Genomic DNA, 17,782 nt, shown 5'->3' on the forward strand with positions numbered 1-17,782 from the left:
GTGGGTTATGCTTGGGCCTCGACCCGTGCAATGGAAGACCTTGTGACTGCACCGACCGAACTGGACAAACGCTGGCTCACCGAAGCGGTGCGCCTGCGCGAAGAACACACCGGGCCCCTGGAAGACCAGGAAGCCAACCGTCGCGCGCGCCAGCAGGGCGGCGACCTGGCGGCACACATCGAGCATCGCGCCCTGTGGCTGGCCGAGCGCGACGGCATGACCCAGGCCCTGCGCCACTGGAAGCAGGGTGCACGCCTGGCCCTGCTGGCCCTGATGATCATCGCCCTGCTCAGCGGCGCCGGCCTCGGCCTCGCGGCGCTGGGTGACGGCCAACGCCCGGTGAATGTGTTCTGGGCACTGGGCAGCCTGCTGGGCCTGAATCTGGTGTTGCTGGTCGGCTGGGCCCTGGGCTTCTTCTTCGCGGGCGAGCAGGGCGCGGCCCTGGGCCGGCTCTGGCTGTGGCTCAGCGAACGCTTCGCCCGTGATGCCAAGGCCGTGCACCTGGCTCCCGCCCTGCTGGTGCTGCTGCAGCGCAAGCGTCTCAATCGCTGGCTGCTCGGCCTGCTGGTGCATGGCCTGTGGCTGCTGGCGATGAGCGCGGCGCTCGGCATGCTGCTGGCGCTGCTGGCGACCCGGCGCTACGGCTTCGTCTGGGAGACCACCCTGCTCGCAGCCGAACCCTTCATCGCCCTGACCAACGCCCTCGGCGCCCTGCCCTCGCTGCTGGGCTTCAGCATTCCCGACGAGAGCATGATCCGCGCCAGCGGCGCGACCCTGCCGAGCCTGGACATCGCCCGCCAGGCCTGGGCCAGTTGGCTGCTCGGCGTGGTGCTGGTGTACGGCCTGCTGCCCCGCCTGCTGCTGGCGACCCTGTGCCTGTGGCGCTGGCGCCAGGGCCGCAGGCAACTGGCCCTGGATCTCAGCCTGCCAGGCCATGCACAACTGCGTGACGCGCTGATGCCGCGCAGCGAGCGCATCGGTGTACAGGACGCCGCCCCCGAGCACCTGCCACAGTTCGAGGCCGGCCAACTGGAAACTGGCAGCAGCGGCGCCCTGCTGGTAGGCCTGGAGCTGGATGACCAGCGCGCCTGGCCGCCCACGCTGCCGCGCACGGTGACCAACGCCGGCGTGCTCGACAGCCGCGAATCACGCAACAAACTGCTCGAACAGCTCAGCCGCTTCCCACCGGCGCGCCTGGCCATCGCCTGCGACCCTCGCCGCTCGCCTGATCGTGGCAGCCTGGCGTTGCTCGCTGAACTCGCGCGCAACGCAGGCGCCACGCGCATCTGGTTGCTCCAGGCCCTGCCCGGCCAGGCACTCGACGCCGCTCGCCTGGGCGACTGGCACGAAGCCCTCGACCGCCTTGGCCTGCACCACGCCGACACCTCGCCCCTGACCTGGCTGGAGCATGGCCATGACTGATCCGCTCAAGCTGGCCGTGGTCGGCCATACCAACGTCGGCAAGACCTCGCTGCTGCGCACCCTCACCCGCGATGTCGGCTTTGGTGAGGTTTCCCATCGCCCCAGCACCACCCGCCATGTCGAAGGCGCGCGGCTGTCGGTGGACGGCGAGCCCTTGCTCGAGCTCTACGACACCCCCGGCCTGGAAGACGCCATTGCCCTGCTCGACTATCTGGAGCGCCTGGAACGCCCCGGTGAACGCCTTGACGGCCCGGCCCGCCTGGAGCGCTTTCTCCAGGGTAGCGAGGCGCGCCAGCGCTTCGAGCAGGAAGCCAAGGTGCTGCGTCAGTTACAGGCGAGCAATGCCGGTCTCTATGTGATCGATGCACGCGAGCCGGTACTGGCCAAGTACCGCGACGAGCTGGAGGTACTCGCCGGCTGCGGCAAGCCGCTGCTGCCCGTGCTCAACTTCGTCGCCAGCAGCCAGCACCGCGAGCCAGAATGGCGCGAAGCCCTGGCCCGCCTGGGGCTGCACGCGCTGGTGCGGTTCGACAGCGTGGCCCCGCCCGAGGACGGCGAGCGACGCCTCTACGAGAGCCTCGCCCTGCTGCTGGAGACATCGCGCCCCGCCTTGCAGCGCTTGATCGACGACCAGCAGGCCCAGCGCCTGGCCCGCCAGCACAGCGGCAAACGCCTGATCGCTGAGCTCCTGCTGGACTGCGCCGCCTGTCGGCGCAGCGTCGAGGCAGAGCCTGCCGCTGAAGCCAAGGCCATCGAGGCGCTGCGTCAGGATGTTCGCCAACGTGAGCAGCGCTGTGTCGAGGCGTTGCTCAAGCTCTATGCCTTCCGTCGTGAAGACGCCAATGCCGGCGACCTGCCGTTGCTGGACGGTCGCTGGGGCGATGACCTGTTCAACCCCGAGACCCTGAAGCTGCTGGGCGTACGCCTGGGCAGCGGTGTCGCCGCCGGAGCCGCGGCCGGTGCGGGTGTCGATCTGCTGGTCGGTGGCCTGACCCTCGGCGCTGCCGCGCTGGCGGGTGCCATTGCCGGAGGCGCCCTACAAACCGCCCGCAATTATGGATCGCGGTTGCTGGGCAAACTCAAGGGCCAGCGTGAACTGACCGTGGATGACAGCGTGCTGCGTCTGCTGGCGCTGCGGCAACAGCAACTGATGCTGGCGCTGGACAGCCGTGGCCATGCAGCACAGGAGAGGGTGCGGCTGGGCGAGCTGGATGAAAAGGCCTGGCGCGAGGGCAAATTGCCGGAGGCGTTGAGCAAGGCGCGGGCGCATCCGCAGTGGTCCACGCTCAATCCGGGCGCACGGTTGAACCAGGCCGAGCGCCTGGAGCAGCTCGAGGCGTTGGTGTCACAGATCTGAGGCTCTCCGTGTAGAAGCGGCGGTTCGGCGCTCCGACTTGCCAGCGAACACCGGCAAAGCCGGTGTCATTCACCATCGCATCGCCTGCTTCGCGGGCAAGCCCGCTCCTACGCGCTAACGAGTGCACCAATCTCAGATCAAGGCCAACGCCTTCCCTTTCAACACCGTCATGTCCAGCACAGGCATCCCGACTTCCTTGGCCATCTCATCCCACTCACGCATGCGCAGGCTCACCGCAAACAGCGGATCACGCTCGAAGGCATCGGCCTCGGCATCGCTCATCACGCCCCCCTGGTAACCCAAGGTGCGCCGACTCGCCTCGCTCAGCCGTTCGTAGTATCCCGGCTTGCGCAAGGTCAGGTAGCGCTTGGCCTCCACGTGGAACTCCACCAATCGCGCCATGCGCTCACCGAAGCCGCAACGGCGCAGGTACTCGGCGCCGATACGCTCATGGCTGGCCACACCATAACCGCCCATGCTGGCGTCGCCGCCGCACAGGTGGCCGATATCGTGGAAGAACGCAGCGAGCACCACCTCGTCGTCGAAGCCCTCGGCCATGGCCAGTTGCGCAGCCTGGGACATGTGCTCGATCTGGGTGATGGCTTCGCCGATGTAGTCGTCGGCGCCGTGGCGTTCATACAAGGCGAAGGTGTTGTCGATGATCTGGGCTGGGGTCGGCATCGCGGTAGGGTCCTGGTGTGGTGAGGATAGACCTGCTGAATGTCGTTCGACTTACTGCGCCGCCTTCTCCGACTTGCCGTCGTAGCGCTTGCGCCACTCGGCCAGGATCTGGTCGCGGTGCTTCGACGCCCAGGCAAAGTCGTTCTTGATCAGGCGTTGCTCGTAGTCGGCAGGCAGCTCTGTCTGCGGCTTGGCAATCCCAGGCGCGGCGAGTACGGCGAAGTTCTCCTTGTACAGCTCCATGGCCGCAGGGCTCGCCGAGAAATCGGCCAGGCGTCGCGCGGCATCGGCCTTAGGCGTGCCCTTGATCACCGCGGTGGCCTCGATTTCCCAGCCGAGCCCTTCCTTGGGCAGCACGATGTCCAGCGGCGCGCCCTGGCGCTTGAGCTGTACGGCCGGGTACTCGAACGAGATGCCGATCGGGAACTCGCCCGCCGCCGCCAACTTGCAGGGCTTGGAGCCGGAATGAACGTACTGGCCGATGTTCTGGTGCAGGGCATCCATGTAGGCCCAGCCCTGCGGTTCGCCGAACGTCTGCAGCCAGGCGCTGACATCGAGGAAGCCGGTGCCGGAGGAGGCCGGGTTGGGCATGACGATCTTGCCCTTGTACTCAGGCTTGGTCAGGTCCTGCCAACTCACGGGCTTGCTCAGGCCCTGCTTCTCGGCCTCGATGGTGTTGAAGCAGATCGTCGCGGCCCACACGTCCATCCCCACCCAGGCTGGCGGGTTGGCGGCGTCGCGGTAATTGGGTGCGATCTTGCCCAGGTCTTTCGGCGCGTAGGCATCAAGCATGCCGTTCTGATCGAGAATGGCCAGGCTCGAAGCCGCCAGGCCCCACACCGCATCAGCCTGCGGGCGATCCTTCTCGGCCAGCAGCTTGGCGGTGATGATGCCGGTGGAGTCACGCACCCATTTGATCTCGATATCCGGGTTGGCCTTCTCGAAGGCCTGCTTGTAGCTCTTGAGCTGCTCGGCTTCCAGGGCGGTGTAGACGGTCAGCTGGGTGTCGGCCGCCGAGACCTGCAGGCTGAACACGGCAGATACGGCAGCAACAAGGGCCAGTGGCTTGAACATGAGGCAGCTCCTTTGAGGTGGACAGTCGGATCAGGATTTGGGCGCGCGCTGGCGCCAGGCCTGGGAACGGCGCAACAGGCCGCGTGAAGCCCCCGCCAGCAGCAGCGAGGCCGTGGCACTGGTGAGCAGGATCAGGGTGGACATCGCCGCAGCACCGCCAACGTTGCCGGCATCGTCCATGTTCAGCACGGCGACGGCGGCCAGGATCGTGTCGGGGCTGTAGAGGAAGATCGCTGCCGACACCGTGGTCATCCCGGAAACGAACAGGTAGCGCACGATATCCAGCAGTGCAGGCAGGCAGATCGGTACGGTGACGCGCAGGTAATGCCGGTGCAGCGGCGCCTTGAGCGACAGCGCAGCCGCCTCGAACTCACCATCGAGCTGGCGCAGCGCAGTGCTTGCGGTCATCTGGGCGGTGGTCAGGTAGTGGGCGATGGTGCATACCACCAGCAGCGCCATGCTGCCGTAGAAGACATGCAACGGGTTACCGGCGAGGTTGAAGAAGAACACGTAGCCCAGGCCCAGGACGAGCCCTGGCACCGCCATCGGCACGAAGCTGAGCAGGCGCAAGGCTTGGTTGAGCAGGCGCTGGCCTTGGGTTTTCTCCATCAGGTAGGTGCCGGTGAAGATCACCACACTGCCGATCACGGCGCAGCACAGGGCCATGGTCACGCTGTTGCGGTAGGCCAGCCAGCCGCCACCGGCGGTCTCGTCGAACAGGTAGTGCTTGAACGAAAGCGTCAGGTTATAGGGCCAGAAGGTCACCAGCGACGAATACACCGCCATGCCGATCACCCCCAGCAGCGCCGCGCAGACCAGCACCACGATGGCCAGGAAGCAGGCATCGCGACGACGCGAAGGCTGGGGCTCGAATACCTGCGCGCGCCCGCTCATCGCCTCGCCCTGGCGGCGGCGCAGCCAGGCATCGACGCTGAAGCTGAGCAGCGCCGGCACCAGCAGGACCATGCCGATCAGGGCGCCACGGCCGAACTGCTGCTGGCCGACCACCGCCTTGTAGGCCTCCAGCGCCAGTACCTGATAGTCGCCACCGACCACCACCGGCACGCCAAAGTCAGTAATGGTCAGGGTGAACACCAGGCAGAACGCGGCGAACACCGCCTGGCGCGTGGCCGGCCAGGTAATGCTGCGAAACACCCGCCATGGTCCGGCGCCCATGCTCGAGGCTGCGTCGAACAGCCGTGCATCGGCCAGCGACAGCGCTGACAGCAGGATCATCAAGGCATGCGGGAAGGTGTAGATCGCTTCGCCAAGCACGATCCCCCAGAACCCGTAGATGTTGTCGCTCAGCAGCCCGCGCAGCAGGCCCTGGTTACCGAACAGGTAGACCAGCGCAATGGCCGGCAGCATCGACGGCGCCAGTAGCGGCAGCAGTGAAATCCCGCGCCATAGGCCCTTGGCCGGAATCAGCGTGCGTTGCAGGGCATAGGCGAACAAGTAGGCCAGTGGCACGACGATCAGCGCTACGCTGAAGGCCACCGCCAGGCTGTTGCCGAGCAGCCAGCGAAAGTTGTCGCTGGCAAACAGCTCGGCGGCCGCCTGCAGGCCACCGCCCTGGCCCGCCTCGCCGCTGAAACCACGCCAGAAGATGGCCAGCAGCGGCATCAGCACGGCCAGCAACAGCAGAAGCAACAGCAGGCTCTTGCCGCCGACGACGAACAATCGATCACCCAGGGCGACGCCACTGCGTGGTACGGCCTTGGCGGCGCTCACCGATACGCTCATGGACGCGGCCATCTCAGGCGAACACCTGCAGGCTCTGCGGTGGCAGGGCCACCCAGATATCCTGCGAGCCCAGGCGCGGCATGGCTTCGGGCGCCAGCTCCGCGAGCAACGCGTGCCCCGGCAAGGCCTTGAGCTCGAAGCTCATGCGGCAGCGGTTGCCAAGAAAGGTGAGCTCACGCACCTTGGCCGGGAACAGGTTCTCCTCGTGCACTACCGGGTTGACCGTGATCGCCTCCGGACGGCAGAACAGCCGGCCACTGCGCGCACTCACCGCCCCCGGCGCCAGGCGCATGCTCATGCTGCCCACCTGGGCGTGGCTGTCGTCATGGCGCTGGAACGGCAGCCAGTTGCCCTGGCCGACGAACTCGGCAACGAACGGTGTGGCAGGCCGGTCGTAGATATCCTGCGGAGAGGCGTACTGCTCGACCTGCCCGTTGTTCATCACCGCGATGCGGTCGGCCATCAGCATGGCCTCGTCCTGATTGTGGGTAACCATCAAGGTGGTGATGCCCAGCTTGCGCTGCAGTTGGCGCAGCTCGGTACACAAGTGCTCGCGCACCCGCGCATCCAGCGCCGACATCGGCTCGTCGAGCAACAGCACCGATGGCGATGGCGCCAAGGCACGAGCCAGGGCAACGCGCTGTTGCTGGCCACCGGAGAGCTGGCTGGGATATTTCTTTTCGCTACCGGCCAGGCCAACCAACTCGAGCATTTCGGCGACCCGCTGACGCGACTGCTCGCGGCTGCCGCCCGTCAGGCCATAGGCGATATTGGCCTCGACGGTGAGGTTGGGGAACAGCGCATAGGACTGGAACAGGATGCCGTAGTCACGGGCCTGGGGCGGCAGCTCGGAGATATCCCGCTCACCGATGTACAACGAGCCCCGGTCCTGGCGTTCGAGGCCGGCGATACAGCGCAGCAGGGTGGTCTTGCCGCAGCCGGAGGGGCCGAGCAGGCAGACCAGCTCGCCAGCGGCGATGTCCAGGGACACGTCGTTCAGCGCGGTGAACGCGCCGAAACGCTTGTGGATACCGCGCACGTTCATGTGTGCGCCCGGGGTTGCGTGGTTCATGGCTGGGCCTCATCGAAGAGATGAGGGCCATGCTAGGAAGGCTGTGCGAAGGTTCTGTGGCGATCAGGGCAAAGTGGGTGATAGTGGCATTGGCGGATTTTGGTTGAGGGCCTGGGAACACGGACATGGCACCGCGGTGTCTGTTTCGCGGGCACGTCAGGGCGCCGAACCGCCGCTCCCACAAGGCGAGACAGGGACAGGGATAGTACCTGTGGGAGCGGCGGTTCGGCGCCCCGACTTGCCCGCGAAGAAGCCACAGGAAATCTAGAACCGAGCCCCCGCCACTTCCTGCGCCACCCCGAGAAACGCCGCCGGCAAGCGCGCCTGGCGCCGCTCCTTCAGGCAATACAGGTACTCGTGCATCAGCGGCGCACCCTCCAGCGCCAGCACCCGCAGCTCCGGGGTCAGCGGCACTTCATGGCGGGCAATGACACTGATGCCGATATTGCGCAGCACCGCTTCGCGGATCGACTCGCGGCTGCCGATTTCCAGCAGCGCACCAGCCTTCACCCCGGCCTCCTGCATCATCTGCTCGGTCAGCTTGCGCGTGGTCGAACCCGGCTCGCGCATCAACAGGCAATGCCCGCAGAGGGCTTCGATGCCCACCGCCTGGCGCTGCGCCAGGGGATGGCTACGGTGCACAGCCACGACCAGCGGATCGCTGCCCAGCACCCGGCGCACAAGGCGCGCATCCTCGACCAACTGCGACGAGCCGGCGATATCCACCCGGTACTCCTCGAGCATCTCCAGCACCTGTTGCGAGTTGCCGATCTCCACCGCCACCTCGACCTGAGGCAGGCGTTCACGGAACACCTTCACCAGGTCGAGAATGTAATACGGCGCGGTAGCGGCGACACGCAGGCTGCCCTGGGCCTGGCCGCTGTTGCGCAGTTCGAACTCGATGTCCGCTTCCTGCTGCAACAAGGCCTTGACCCGCGGCAGGAGCCTGGCGCCCTCCTCGCTCAGCACCAGGCGTCGGCCGCCCCGATAGAACAGCTCGACCGCGTACTGGCTCTCCAGGTTGCGGATCTGCGTGGTCACCGTGGGCTGGCTGAGCCCAAGCTTCTTCGCCGCCAGCGTGATGCTGCCCAGGCGGGCCACCATGTAGAAGGCTTTGAGCTCCGAACCGAGCATGGCACCTCGTTATTTGCGCAACAGGCGCAAGCCGTTGAACACCACCAGCAAACTCACGCCCATATCGGCGAACACCGCCATCCACAGGGTGGCCATGCCGGCAAAGGTGATGGCCAGGAATATCGCCTTGACCCCCAGTGCCAGGACAATGTTCTGGATGAGAATCGCAGCGCTCTGGCGCGACAGCCTGACGAACGCCGGGATTTTGCGCAAGTCGTCGTCCATCAGCGCCACATCGGCAGTTTCGATGGCGGTATCGGTGCCGGCCGCCGCCATGGCGAAGCCAATCTCGGCGCGGGCCAGGGCCGGCGCGTCGTTGATGCCGTCACCGACCATGCCCACACGGTGGCCTTGAGCGTAGAGATCTTCGATGGTCTTGAGCTTGTCGGCAGGCAGCAGATTGCCCTCGGCGCGATCGATACCCACCTGAGCGGCGATGGCCTGGGCGGTGTGCGGGTTGTCGCCGGTCAGCATGACCGTCTTGATCCCCAGCTCATGCAGCTCGGCGATGGCCTGGCGACTGCTGTCCTTCACGGTATCGGCCACGGCGAACAGCGCCAGCGGGCCGGAGCGATCGAGCAGCAACACCACGGTCTTGCCCTGGCGCTCAAGCACATCGAGCTCGGCCTCGAGTTCCGGCGAGCACAGGCCCAGCTCCTCGACCAGACGATGGTTGCCCAGGTGATAGGCCTGGCCGTCGATCTCGCCGCGCACCCCGCGCCCGGCCAGTGCTGCAAACTCCGCTACCTCTGCGAGGGCAATGCCCTGCTCCCGGGCATGTTGGGCGATTGCACGCGATACCGGGTGGTCGGAACGCTCGCCGAGGCTTGCAGCCAGCGCCTGGGCCCGACCTTCGAACAACGGCTCGAGCACCTTGAAGTCGGTCTGCACCGGCTTGCCGTGGGTGATGGTGCCGGTCTTGTCCAGGGCCAGGAAGTCCAGCTTGCGCCCGCCCTCGAGATAGACACCACCCTTGATCAGGATGCCCTTGCGCGCCGCGGCGGCAAGGCCGCTGACGATGGTCACCGGGGTCGAGATCACCAGCGCACATGGGCAGGCCACCACCAGCAGCACCAGGGCGCGGTAGACCCAGTCGAACCAGGCACCGGCCATGAACAGCGGCGGGATGATCGCCACGGCCAGGGCCACGGCGAACACGGCGGGGGTGTAGATGCGGGAGAACTGGTCGACGAAGCGCTGGGTCGGTGCTCGTGCGCCTTGCGCTTCTTCCACTGCCTTGATGATGCGCGCCAGGGTCGATTGCCCGGCTGCGGCGGTGACGCGGTACTCAAGCGCGCCGGCCTGGTTGATGGTGCCTGCGAAGAGCTTGTCGCCCAGCGCCTTCTCGACGGGCAGGCTTTCGCCGGTGATCGGCGCCTGATCGACGCTCGATTGCCCGCTGACGACCTCGCCATCCAGGCCGATACGCTCGCCCGGGCGCACCCGCACTCGCGCACCGATGGCCACCTCGCGCACCTCGACCTCGCGCCACTGGCCATCCGCCTGCTGCACGGTGGCCATGTCTGGCGTCAGCTGCATCAGGCCGCTGATGGCGTTGCGCGCACGGTCCAGCGAACGCGCCTCGATCAGTTCGGCGATGGTGAACAGCACCATGACCATAGCCGCTTCCGGCCACTGGCCGATCAGCACGGCACCGGTCACGGCGATGCTCATCAGTGCGTTGATGTTCAGGTTACGGTTCTTGAGCGCAATCCAGCCCTTCTTGTAGGTGCCCAGACCGCAGCCGAGGATGGCGGCCAGTGCCAGCAGGGCCACCACCCACTCCGGCGCCAGCGCGGAGAAGTGCACGATTTCGGCGCCAATCGCCGCAAGACCCGACAACGCCAAGGGCCACCACCGGGTCTTGTGGGCGGCAGGGGCATTGGCACTGCCATCATCGTCTGCAGCCAGCGGCTCGGCCTTCATGCCAAGGCTGTCGATGGCGCGCTCGATCTGCGCGGTGCCGTCGAGAGTGTGGCGCACGCCGAGAATGCGGTTGATCAGGTTGAATTCCAGCTGCTCGATACCAGCGAGCTTTCCCAGCTTGTCCTGGATCAGGGTCTGCTCGGTCGGGCAGTCCATCGCTTCGATGCGAAAACGGCTGAGACGCGCCTGGTCACTGGCCTTTTCGGTCAGTTGCACGAAGGCCGGCGCCGCTTTGCTGGCACAGCAGCTATGGGCCTGGGTGTCGTGGCAGGAAGACTTGGCGCCATGATCATGGCCGTGATCGTGGCCATGATCATGATCGTGCTTGTGGTCGTGACTGACAGGCTGGTTCATAGGTTCGCCCTGATGGAGAGTGCCCACTGACGGGGGGTTGTTGCCAAGTGAACACCCTGTAGCCACTATAGGGTCAAGCGATCCCAGGAGATTTCGTCATGAAGATCGGAGAACTGGCCAAGGCCACCGACTGCGCCGTGGAAACCATCCGCTACTACGAGCGCGAGCAATTGCTGCCCGAACCCGCCCGCACCGACGGCAACTACCGCCTGTACACCCAGGCCCATGTGGAGCGTCTGACCTTCATTCGCAACTGCCGAACCCTGGACATGACACTCGACGAAATCCGCAGCCTGCTGCGTCTGCGCGATACCCCCGAAGGTGCGTGCGGCAGCGTCAATGCGCTGATCGACGAGCATATCGAGCATGTACAGGCGAGGATCGACGGCTTGATGGCGCTGCAGACGCAGCTGGTGGAGTTACGCAGGCAGTGCAATGCGCAGGGGGATGAGTGCGCGATTTTGCAGCAGTTGGAGGTCAATGGCGCAGTGTCGGTGCCGGAGACCGAGCATTCGCATGTGGGGCGTAGCCACGGGCATTGAGGCCGGTAAAGACCTTCGCGGGCAAGTCGGAGCGTCGGTTCGGCGCTCCAACTTGCCCGCGAAAAGAACGACGCGGTTCTGAGTCAGACCGCCATCGGCGCCGTCATAGGCGCATGATGCTCATACCCTTCCAGCCAGAAATCACTCGGCTCGATCTTTTCCAGCCACTCAGGCTCATACACACCGGTCTCGGCAAACGCCGGCACACGGTCGCTGATCACCAGCTTCGGCGCCTCCAGCGGCTCGCGCTTGAGCTGCTCGTTGAGCATGTCCAGATGGTTCTCGTACACATGGGCATCGCCGATGAAGTAGGTGAACCAGCGCGGGGTGTAGCCGGTCAGGCGCCCGAACAGCGACAGCAGCGCCGCACCTTCGGTGAGGTTGAACGGCGTGCCCAGGCCCAGGTCGTTGGAGCGAATGTAGAGCGTGAGGGAGATTTCCTTCGTCTCGACATTGGGGTGGAACTGGTACAGCAGGTGGCAGGGAGGCAGTGCCATCTCGTCGAGCTGGGCGCAATTCCAGCCGTGGAACAGGATGCGTCGGCTGCCCGGGTCGTTGGCGATGGTGTCCAGGCACTGGCGCACCTGGTCGATGGCTTTGTAGAGGATGACGAATGCCTGGCCGTCTTCCTCGTCCTTGGCGATCTGGCGGAAACCGGCTTTTTCCGCCATTTCAATGGCGGCCGGGTTGCTCAGCGGGATGCGCTTGTAGCCTGGCCACTGGCGCCATTGCACACCGTAGATCTCGCCGAGGTCGTCATGGCCCTGGCGGAAGGGGTTGGCCAGCCATTGGGCGTTCTCGTTGGCGTTCTGGTCCCAGACCTTGCAGCCAAGGTCGCGAAACTCGCCGGCATTCTTCACGCCGCGCAAGAAACCGACCATCTCGCCGATCGCCGACTTGAACGCCAGCTTGCGCGTGGTGATGGCCGGAAAACCCTTCTGCAGGTCGAAGCGCAACATGGCGCCCGGCAGGCTGATGGTGCGGATACCGGTGCGGTTGCCCTGCAGCGTGCCGTTCTCGATGACGTCGCGAACCAGGTCTAGATACTGTTTCATGGCCTACCTGTGGCAAGCACGGCAGGGGGATCGCCCCTGCCGTGGAATTATCAGTGGGCGGGTGTCGCCGTGGGTTTGCGATTATAAGCCCACCAGATCAAGGCGAGGCCAGCGACGATCATCGGTATGCAGAGAATCTGACCCATGGTCAGCCAGCCCCACGCCAGGTAACCCAGCTGTGCGTCCGGCACGCGGACGAACTCGACGATGAAGCGGAAGATCCCGTAGAACAGCGCGAACATGCCGGAAACCGCCATGGTCGGGCGTGGTTTGCGCGAGAACAGCCAGAGGATCAGGAACAGCGCCACACCCTCCAGTGCGAACTGGTACAGCTGCGAAGGGTGACGGGGCAACTGCGCCGGATCGCTGAACGGCGGGAAGATCATCGCCCATGGCACGTCGGTCGGCTTGCCCCACAGCTCGGCATTGATGAAGTTGCCGATACGCCCGGCACCCAGGCCGATCGGCACCAGCGGCGCGACGAAGTCCATCAGCTCGAAGAACGACTTGTTGTTGCGCTTGCCGAACCACAGTGCCGCCAGCATCACGCCGATGAAACCGCCGTGGAACGACATGCCGCCTTTCCACACTTCGAAGATCAGCGTCGGGTTGGCCAGGTACTGGTGCAGGTCGTAGAACAGCACATAACCCAAGCGCCCGCCGACGATTACGCCCATCGACAGCCAGAACACCAGGTCGGAGAGCTTCTCGCGGTTCCAGGTCGGGTCGAAGCGGTTCAACCGGCGCGAGGCGAGCAGCCAGGCGCCGCCGATGCCGATCAGGTACATCAAGCCGTACCAGTGGATTTTCAGCGGCCCGAGGGCCACGGCCACGGGGTCGATCTGCGGGTAAGGCAGCATGGTGGTTCCTCTAGATCAAAAAGCTGAGGCCGACGCAGAACAGCAGCGCGGCAAACAGGCGCTTGAGCAGGCGCGGCGACAGCTTGTGCGCCAGACGCGCGCCGAAGCGGGCGAAAAACATGCTGGTGACGGCAATGCCGACCAGCGCGGGGAGATAGACATAGCCCAGACTGTGCGCGGGCAGGTGAGTTTCGTTCCAGCCCAGGATCATGAAACTCAGGGCACTGGCCAGGGCGATAGGCAAGCCGCAGGCCGACGAGGTGGCCACGGCCTTCTGCATGGGCAGGCTGCGCCAGGTGAGAAAAGGTACCGTGAGCGAGCCGCCGCCAATACCGAAGATCGCCGAGGCCCAGCCGATCACCCCACCGGCAGCGATCAACCCAGGCTTGCCGGGGATGCCACGGCTGGCCTTGGGCCTGAGGTCAAGGGCCATCTGCAGCGATACCAGCAGGGCGAACACGCCGATGATCTTCTGCAGCATCGGCCCCTGGATCAACGAAGCGGTCTTGGCGCCAATGCCCGCGCCGATGAGGATGCCAACGGTCATCCACAGGAACACCGGCCACTGTACGGCCCCCTTGCGGTGGTGTTCCAGCACGGCGTTGATCGAGGTGAAGACGATGGTCGCCAGCGAAGTCCCGACCGCCAGGTGCGTGAGGATCGAGGCATCGAAGCCCTGCAGGGTGAAGCTGAATACCAGCACCGGCACGATGATGATGCCGCCGCCCACGCCAAAGAGCCCGGCCAGTACGCCGGCGCAAGCGCCCAACAGCAGATAGAGCACGAATTCCATTCGCAGACCCTGTGAATACGATCCGGCATGGTAACGGAAGCCGGGGCTGCGCCTCTAGTGAACTCTGTGTCAGGTGATGGCAGTGCAACCAGACTGTGGTTAGAGTGGCACAAAACACTGAGGCCAACCCATGTGCCTGATCGTATTCGCCTGGCGGCCGGGGCACGCCCTGCCGCTGATCGTCGCGGCCAACCGCGACGAGTTCTACGCCCGCCCCACCCAGGCGCTGGCCACCTGGGAGGATGCCCCGGGCGTGCATGCCGGGCGCGACCTCGAAGCCGGTGGCAGCTGGCTGGGCATAGGCCCCGGCGGGCGCTTCGCGGCGCTGACCAATATCCGCGACCCTCGCCAGCCGCTCGGGCCGCGTTCGCGCGGGGAACTGGTGGCCGCCTTCCTGCAGGGCGAACTGGGCGTGGAAGCGTATCTGGATCAGGTCGCCAGCCGCAGTGCGCAGTACTCGGGGTTCAACCTGCTGGTGGGCGATGGCGAGCGGCTGGGCTATCTGCACGCCCGAGACCCGGCGCCACGACTTCTACCACCTGGCATTTACGGGCTATCCAACGCCGGGCTGGACACGCCGTGGCCGAAACTGGTGAAAGCGCGCTCGGCGCTGGGCGAGGTGCTCGAATCGGCAGACCCGCAGCAGCTACTGGCGCTGCTGGCCGATGCTGCGCCAGCACAGGACGCTGAGTTGCCGGAGACCGGCGTAGGGTTGGCGACCGAGCGGCTGCTGTCGAGCGTGTTCATTGCCAGCCAGAATTACGGGACACGGGCGAGTACCGTGCTGATCGTGGATGATCAGGGCAGAAGGCGGATGATCGAGCGCAGTTTCGGGCCCTTTGGTGGGCATCTGGGGGAAGTTGAACTGAACCTCGTATGACTTTTCAGGCCTCTTCGCGGGCACGTCCGCGAAGAGGCCTGTGAACGATCAAAGGCTCTTGTTCGGCCCGATCATCCGCGCCAGCCCAAGGTTCTTCAGCGCCAGTTGCAGCGAGCTGTGGATAACCTGCGGGTTGTCATGGGTCATGGCCTCGGTCAGGAGCTCACGGGCCTTGCTCATGTTGATCTGACGCAGCATCCACTTCACCTTCGGCAGGTTGGTGGCGTTCATCGACAGGCTGTCGAAGCCCATGGCCATGAGCAGGATCGCCGCTGCCGGGTCACCGGCCATCTCGCCGCAGATACTCACCGGCTTGCCTTCGGCGTGGGCGTCGCGCACTACGGTCTGCAAGGCTTGCAGCACCGCCGGATGGAGGTAGTCGTACAGATCGGCGACCCGCGGGTTGTTGCGATCGACCGCCAGCAGGTACTGCGTGAGGTCGTTGGAGCCGACCGAGAGGAAGTCGACCTGACGGGCCAGTTCCTTGGTCTGGTAAACGGCCGCCGGAATCTCCACCATCACGCCAACCGGGGGCATCGGCACGTCGGTGCCTTCGTCACGCACTTCGCCCCAGGCGCGGTGGATCAGGTGCAACGCCTCTTCCAGCTCGTGGATGCCGGAGATCATCGGCAGCAGGATACGCAGGTTGTTCAGCCCCTCGCTGGCCTTGAGCATGGCGCGGGTCTGCACCAGGAAGATTTCCGGGTGGTCGAGGGTGACGCGAATGCCGCGCCAGCCGAGGAAGGGGTTTTCTTCCTTGATCGGGAAGTAGGACAGCGCCTTGTCACCGCCGATGTCCAGCGTGCGCATGGTCACCGGCAGCGGATGGAAGGCCGCCAACTGCTCGCGGTAGATCGCCAGCTGTTCCTTTTCGCTGGGGAAGCGCTGGTTGATCATGAACGGCACTTCGGTGCGGTACAGGCCCACGCCTTCGGCGCCACGCTGCTGGGCCCGGGCCACGTCGGCGAGCAGGCCGGTGTTGACCCACAGCGGCATGCGGTGGCCATCGGGGGTGACGCACGGCAGCTCGCGCAGGGCATCGAGCCCCTGGGCCAACTGGCGCTCTTCCTCGACCACGTCGCTGTACTGCTTGCGCAGTACGTCGCTGGGGTTGGTATAGGCCTCGCCCTTGTAGCCGTCGAGAATCATCTCGATGCCATCGACCTTCGAATACGGCAGGTCGACCAGGCCCATCACCGTCGGGATACCCATGGCTCGCGCCAGGATCGCCACGTGGGAGTTGCCCGAGCCCAATACCGACACCAGGCCGACCAGCTTGCCTTCCGGCACTTCGCCGAGCATCGCCGGGGTCAGCTCCTCGCTGACCAGAATGGTGTTGTCGGGGTAGACCAGCGTCTGCGATCGAGCCTCCTGCAGGTAGGCCAGCAGGCGGCGGCCGAGATCCTTGACGTCCGAGGCGCGCTCGCGCAGGTAATCGTCATCCATCAGCTCGAAGCGGCTGACGTGCTCGCCGACCACCTGGCGCAGCGCGCCCTGGGCCCACTGGCCAGTCTTGATGACCTCGGCCACTTCGCCACCCAGGGCGGCATCCTCGAGCATCATCAGGTACACATCGAACAGCGCACGCTCTTCGGGGCGCAGCTGGGTCGCAAGCTTCGCCGACAGCTTGCGCATGTCGGCGCGCACCCCTTCGAGGGCGTTGTTGAAGAGCTTGAGTTCGCCGTCGATGTCTTCGACGGTCTTGTCCGGAACCACTTCGAGGTCAGCGGGGGGCAGCATGACCACCGCGCGGCCGACGGCAGCGCCTGGCGAGCCCGGCACGCCAACGAAGCGTGCTTCCTGGATACCCTTGCCCTGGCGGCCCAGGCCGCGTATCGAGCCGGTAGCCTCGGCGTGGGCGATAACCCCGGCGAGCTGGGCGCTCATGGTCACGAGGAAGGCTTCTTCGCCTTCATCGAACTGGCGCCGCTCCTTCTGCTGGATGACCAGTACCCCGACCACGCGACGGTGGTGGATGATGGGGGCACCAAGGAAGGAGGCGAAGCGTTCCTCGCCGGTTTCGGCGAAGTAGCGATAGCGCGGGTGATCCGCAGCGTTCTCGAGGTTCAGCGGCTCTTCACGGGTGCCGACCAGGCCGACCAGGCCTTCGTTCGGGGCCATGCTGACCTTGCCGATCGAGCGCTTGTTCAGGCCTTCGGTGGCCATCAGCACGAAACGGTTGGTTTCCGGGTCGAGCAGGTAGACCGAGCATACCTGGCTGCCCATGGCCTCCTTGACGCGCAAGACAATGATACCCAACGCCGTCTTGAGATCTTTGGCGGAGTTCACTTCCTGGACGATCTTGCGCAGCGTATTGAGCATGGCTCGGGGTCGGACTCCGTCGTCAGTCGCGCGTCAACAGGCGCGGGGCTAGCTCTTTCAGGGCGCGGCGATACACCTCGCGCTTGAATGTCACCACCTGACCCAGCGGATACCAGTAGCTGACCCAGCGCCAGCCATCGAATTCCGGTTTTCCGGTCAGGTCCATCCGCACCCGCTGTTCGTTGCTCACCAGCCGCAGCAGGAACCACTTCTGCTTCTGGCCGATGCACAGCGGCTGGCTGTGCGTACGGACCAGGCGCTGGGGTAAACGATAACGCAACCAGCCTCGAGTGCAGGCAAGAATTTCCACATCCTCGCGTTCCAGGCCAACTTCTTCGTTCAGCTCGCGGTACAGGGCATCCTCTGGGGTTTCGTCAGGGTTGATACCACCCTGTGGAAACTGCCAGGCATCCTGGTTGATCCGCCGAGCCCATAGCACCTGCCCGGCATCATTCGTGAGAATGATCCCGACATTGGGGCGAAAACCATCCGGGTCGATCACGGCAGCAACCTCGAAAACGCATGTCACCGCATTGTTCCACAAAGCTTGCGAGCGCAGCAACGCAC

At 65.4% G+C, this 17,782-nt stretch carries 15 protein-coding genes; 4 read left to right on the plus strand and 11 right to left on the minus strand.

The features are described from left to right. Positions 1–30 precede the first annotated feature (30 nt). The gene (locus tag ACTYOL_RS26540; RefSeq protein ID WP_444757334.1) at positions 31–1,422 is read left to right on the plus strand and encodes a DUF2868 domain-containing protein; all 1,392 of its coding nucleotides are present in this window, start codon (positions 31–33) and stop codon (positions 1,420–1,422) included. Next, on the plus strand, positions 1,415–2,779 hold the full coding sequence (locus tag ACTYOL_RS26545) for a GTPase/DUF3482 domain-containing protein (RefSeq protein ID WP_197890480.1): 1,365 nt from the start codon (positions 1,415–1,417) through the stop codon (positions 2,777–2,779). The genes ACTYOL_RS26540 and ACTYOL_RS26545 overlap by 8 nt, the downstream gene beginning before the upstream one ends. Before the next feature lie 132 nt (positions 2,780–2,911). Here ACTYOL_RS26545 and ACTYOL_RS26550 read toward each other — a convergent pair whose 3' ends face one another. The 6 genes from ACTYOL_RS26550 to ACTYOL_RS26575 form a co-directional block, all read right to left on the minus strand. Then, the gene (locus tag ACTYOL_RS26550) at positions 2,912–3,460 is read right to left on the minus strand and encodes a phosphonate degradation HD-domain oxygenase (RefSeq protein ID WP_444757335.1); all 549 of its coding nucleotides are present in this window, start codon (positions 3,458–3,460) and stop codon (positions 2,912–2,914) included. A 51-nt stretch (positions 3,461–3,511) separates the two neighbouring features. Beyond that, the gene (locus ACTYOL_RS26555) at positions 3,512–4,534 is read right to left on the minus strand and encodes a putative 2-aminoethylphosphonate ABC transporter substrate-binding protein (protein ID WP_125931169.1); all 1,023 of its coding nucleotides are present in this window, start codon (positions 4,532–4,534) and stop codon (positions 3,512–3,514) included. A 30-nt stretch (positions 4,535–4,564) separates the two neighbouring features. After that, on the minus strand, positions 4,565–6,289 hold the full coding sequence (locus ACTYOL_RS26560; protein WP_200602938.1) for a putative 2-aminoethylphosphonate ABC transporter permease subunit: 1,725 nt from the start codon (positions 6,287–6,289) through the stop codon (positions 4,565–4,567). A 1-nt stretch (position 6,290) separates the two neighbouring features. Continuing rightward, positions 6,291–7,349: a putative 2-aminoethylphosphonate ABC transporter ATP-binding protein gene (locus ACTYOL_RS26565; RefSeq protein ID WP_444757336.1), complete on the minus strand. Its 1,059-nt coding sequence runs from the start codon at positions 7,347–7,349 to the stop codon at positions 6,291–6,293. A gap of 264 nt (positions 7,350–7,613) precedes the next feature. Then, complete coding sequence (locus tag ACTYOL_RS26570) at positions 7,614–8,483, minus strand: LysR family transcriptional regulator (protein ID WP_054891136.1); 870 nt, start codon at positions 8,481–8,483, stop codon at positions 7,614–7,616. Between the two features lie 9 nt (positions 8,484–8,492). Continuing rightward, positions 8,493–10,763, minus strand: coding sequence for a heavy metal translocating P-type ATPase (locus tag ACTYOL_RS26575; RefSeq protein WP_372821838.1), 2,271 nt, complete (start codon positions 10,761–10,763; stop codon positions 8,493–8,495). 98 nt (positions 10,764–10,861) lie between these two features. On the opposite strand from ACTYOL_RS26575, the gene cadR reads away from it, so the two are divergent. Next, positions 10,862–11,305: a cadmium resistance transcriptional regulator CadR gene (gene cadR / locus ACTYOL_RS26580; RefSeq protein WP_054891134.1), complete on the plus strand. Its 444-nt coding sequence runs from the start codon at positions 10,862–10,864 to the stop codon at positions 11,303–11,305. 83 nt (positions 11,306–11,388) lie between these two features. On the opposite strand, the gene ACTYOL_RS26585 is transcribed toward cadR, so the two are convergent. From ACTYOL_RS26585 to ACTYOL_RS26595, 3 genes are read right to left on the minus strand one after another with little or no spacing between them, the layout of a single operon-like run. Then, positions 11,389–12,360: a thymidylate synthase gene (locus ACTYOL_RS26585; RefSeq protein ID WP_153774841.1), complete on the minus strand. Its 972-nt coding sequence runs from the start codon at positions 12,358–12,360 to the stop codon at positions 11,389–11,391. A gap of 50 nt (positions 12,361–12,410) precedes the next feature. Continuing rightward, positions 12,411–13,220, minus strand: a complete 810-nt coding sequence (lgt, locus tag ACTYOL_RS26590) for a prolipoprotein diacylglyceryl transferase (RefSeq protein WP_054891132.1) — start codon at positions 13,218–13,220, stop codon at positions 12,411–12,413. 10 nt (positions 13,221–13,230) lie between these two features. Continuing rightward, positions 13,231–14,013 carry a sulfite exporter TauE/SafE family protein gene (locus ACTYOL_RS26595; protein WP_063541683.1) on the minus strand — a complete coding sequence of 261 codons (783 nt, stop codon included), beginning with the start codon at positions 14,011–14,013 and terminating at the stop codon, positions 13,231–13,233. A gap of 130 nt (positions 14,014–14,143) precedes the next feature. On the opposite strand from ACTYOL_RS26595, the gene ACTYOL_RS26600 reads away from it, so the two are divergent. After that, positions 14,144–14,893 (plus strand): NRDE family protein, encoded by a 750-nt coding sequence (locus ACTYOL_RS26600; RefSeq protein WP_065863989.1) that lies wholly within the window; start codon positions 14,144–14,146, stop codon positions 14,891–14,893. Between the two features lie 48 nt (positions 14,894–14,941). Here the strand turns inward: ACTYOL_RS26600 and ptsP are convergent, their stop codons facing one another. Both ptsP and ACTYOL_RS26610 read right to left on the minus strand, forming a co-directional pair. Beyond that, positions 14,942–17,215 (minus strand): phosphoenolpyruvate--protein phosphotransferase, encoded by a 2,274-nt coding sequence (gene ptsP, locus ACTYOL_RS26605; protein ID WP_054891129.1) that lies wholly within the window; start codon positions 17,213–17,215, stop codon positions 14,942–14,944. A gap of 22 nt (positions 17,216–17,237) precedes the next feature. After that, positions 17,238–17,717, minus strand: coding sequence for an RNA pyrophosphohydrolase (locus tag ACTYOL_RS26610; protein ID WP_029614755.1), 480 nt, complete (start codon positions 17,715–17,717; stop codon positions 17,238–17,240). Positions 17,718–17,782: the final 65 nt, after the last annotated feature.

It is taken from the genome of Pseudomonas sp. A014 (assembly GCF_052378495.1).
Taxonomy (GTDB): domain Bacteria; phylum Pseudomonadota; class Gammaproteobacteria; order Pseudomonadales; family Pseudomonadaceae; genus Aquipseudomonas; species Aquipseudomonas machongensis.

Coding starts and splice junctions, on each gene's coding strand:
- ACTYOL_RS26540 (WP_444757334.1), top strand. CDS start 31: ATGGAAGACCTTGTGACTGCACCGACCGAACTGGACAAACGCTGGCTC.
- ACTYOL_RS26545 (WP_197890480.1), top strand. CDS start 1,415: ATGACTGATCCGCTCAAGCTGGCCGTGGTCGGCCATACCAACGTCGGC.
- ACTYOL_RS26550 (WP_444757335.1), bottom strand. CDS start 3,460: ATGCCGACCCCAGCCCAGATCATCGACAACACCTTCGCCTTGTATGAA.
- ACTYOL_RS26555 (WP_125931169.1), bottom strand. CDS start 4,534: ATGTTCAAGCCACTGGCCCTTGTTGCTGCCGTATCTGCCGTGTTCAGC.
- ACTYOL_RS26560 (WP_200602938.1), bottom strand. CDS start 6,289: ATGGCCGCGTCCATGAGCGTATCGGTGAGCGCCGCCAAGGCCGTACCA.
- ACTYOL_RS26565 (WP_444757336.1), bottom strand. CDS start 7,349: ATGAACCACGCAACCCCGGGCGCACACATGAACGTGCGCGGTATCCAC.
- ACTYOL_RS26570 (WP_054891136.1), bottom strand. CDS start 8,483: ATGCTCGGTTCGGAGCTCAAAGCCTTCTACATGGTGGCCCGCCTGGGC.
- ACTYOL_RS26575 (WP_372821838.1), bottom strand. CDS start 10,763: ATGAACCAGCCTGTCAGTCACGACCACAAGCACGATCATGATCATGGC.
- cadR (WP_054891134.1), top strand. CDS start 10,862: ATGAAGATCGGAGAACTGGCCAAGGCCACCGACTGCGCCGTGGAAACC.
- ACTYOL_RS26585 (WP_153774841.1), bottom strand. CDS start 12,360: ATGAAACAGTATCTAGACCTGGTTCGCGACGTCATCGAGAACGGCACG.
- lgt (WP_054891132.1), bottom strand. CDS start 13,220: ATGCTGCCTTACCCGCAGATCGACCCCGTGGCCGTGGCCCTCGGGCCG.
- ACTYOL_RS26595 (WP_063541683.1), bottom strand. CDS start 14,013: ATGGAATTCGTGCTCTATCTGCTGTTGGGCGCTTGCGCCGGCGTACTG.
- ACTYOL_RS26600 (WP_065863989.1), top strand. CDS start 14,144: ATGTGCCTGATCGTATTCGCCTGGCGGCCGGGGCACGCCCTGCCGCTG.
- ptsP (WP_054891129.1), bottom strand. CDS start 17,215: ATGCTCAATACGCTGCGCAAGATCGTCCAGGAAGTGAACTCCGCCAAA.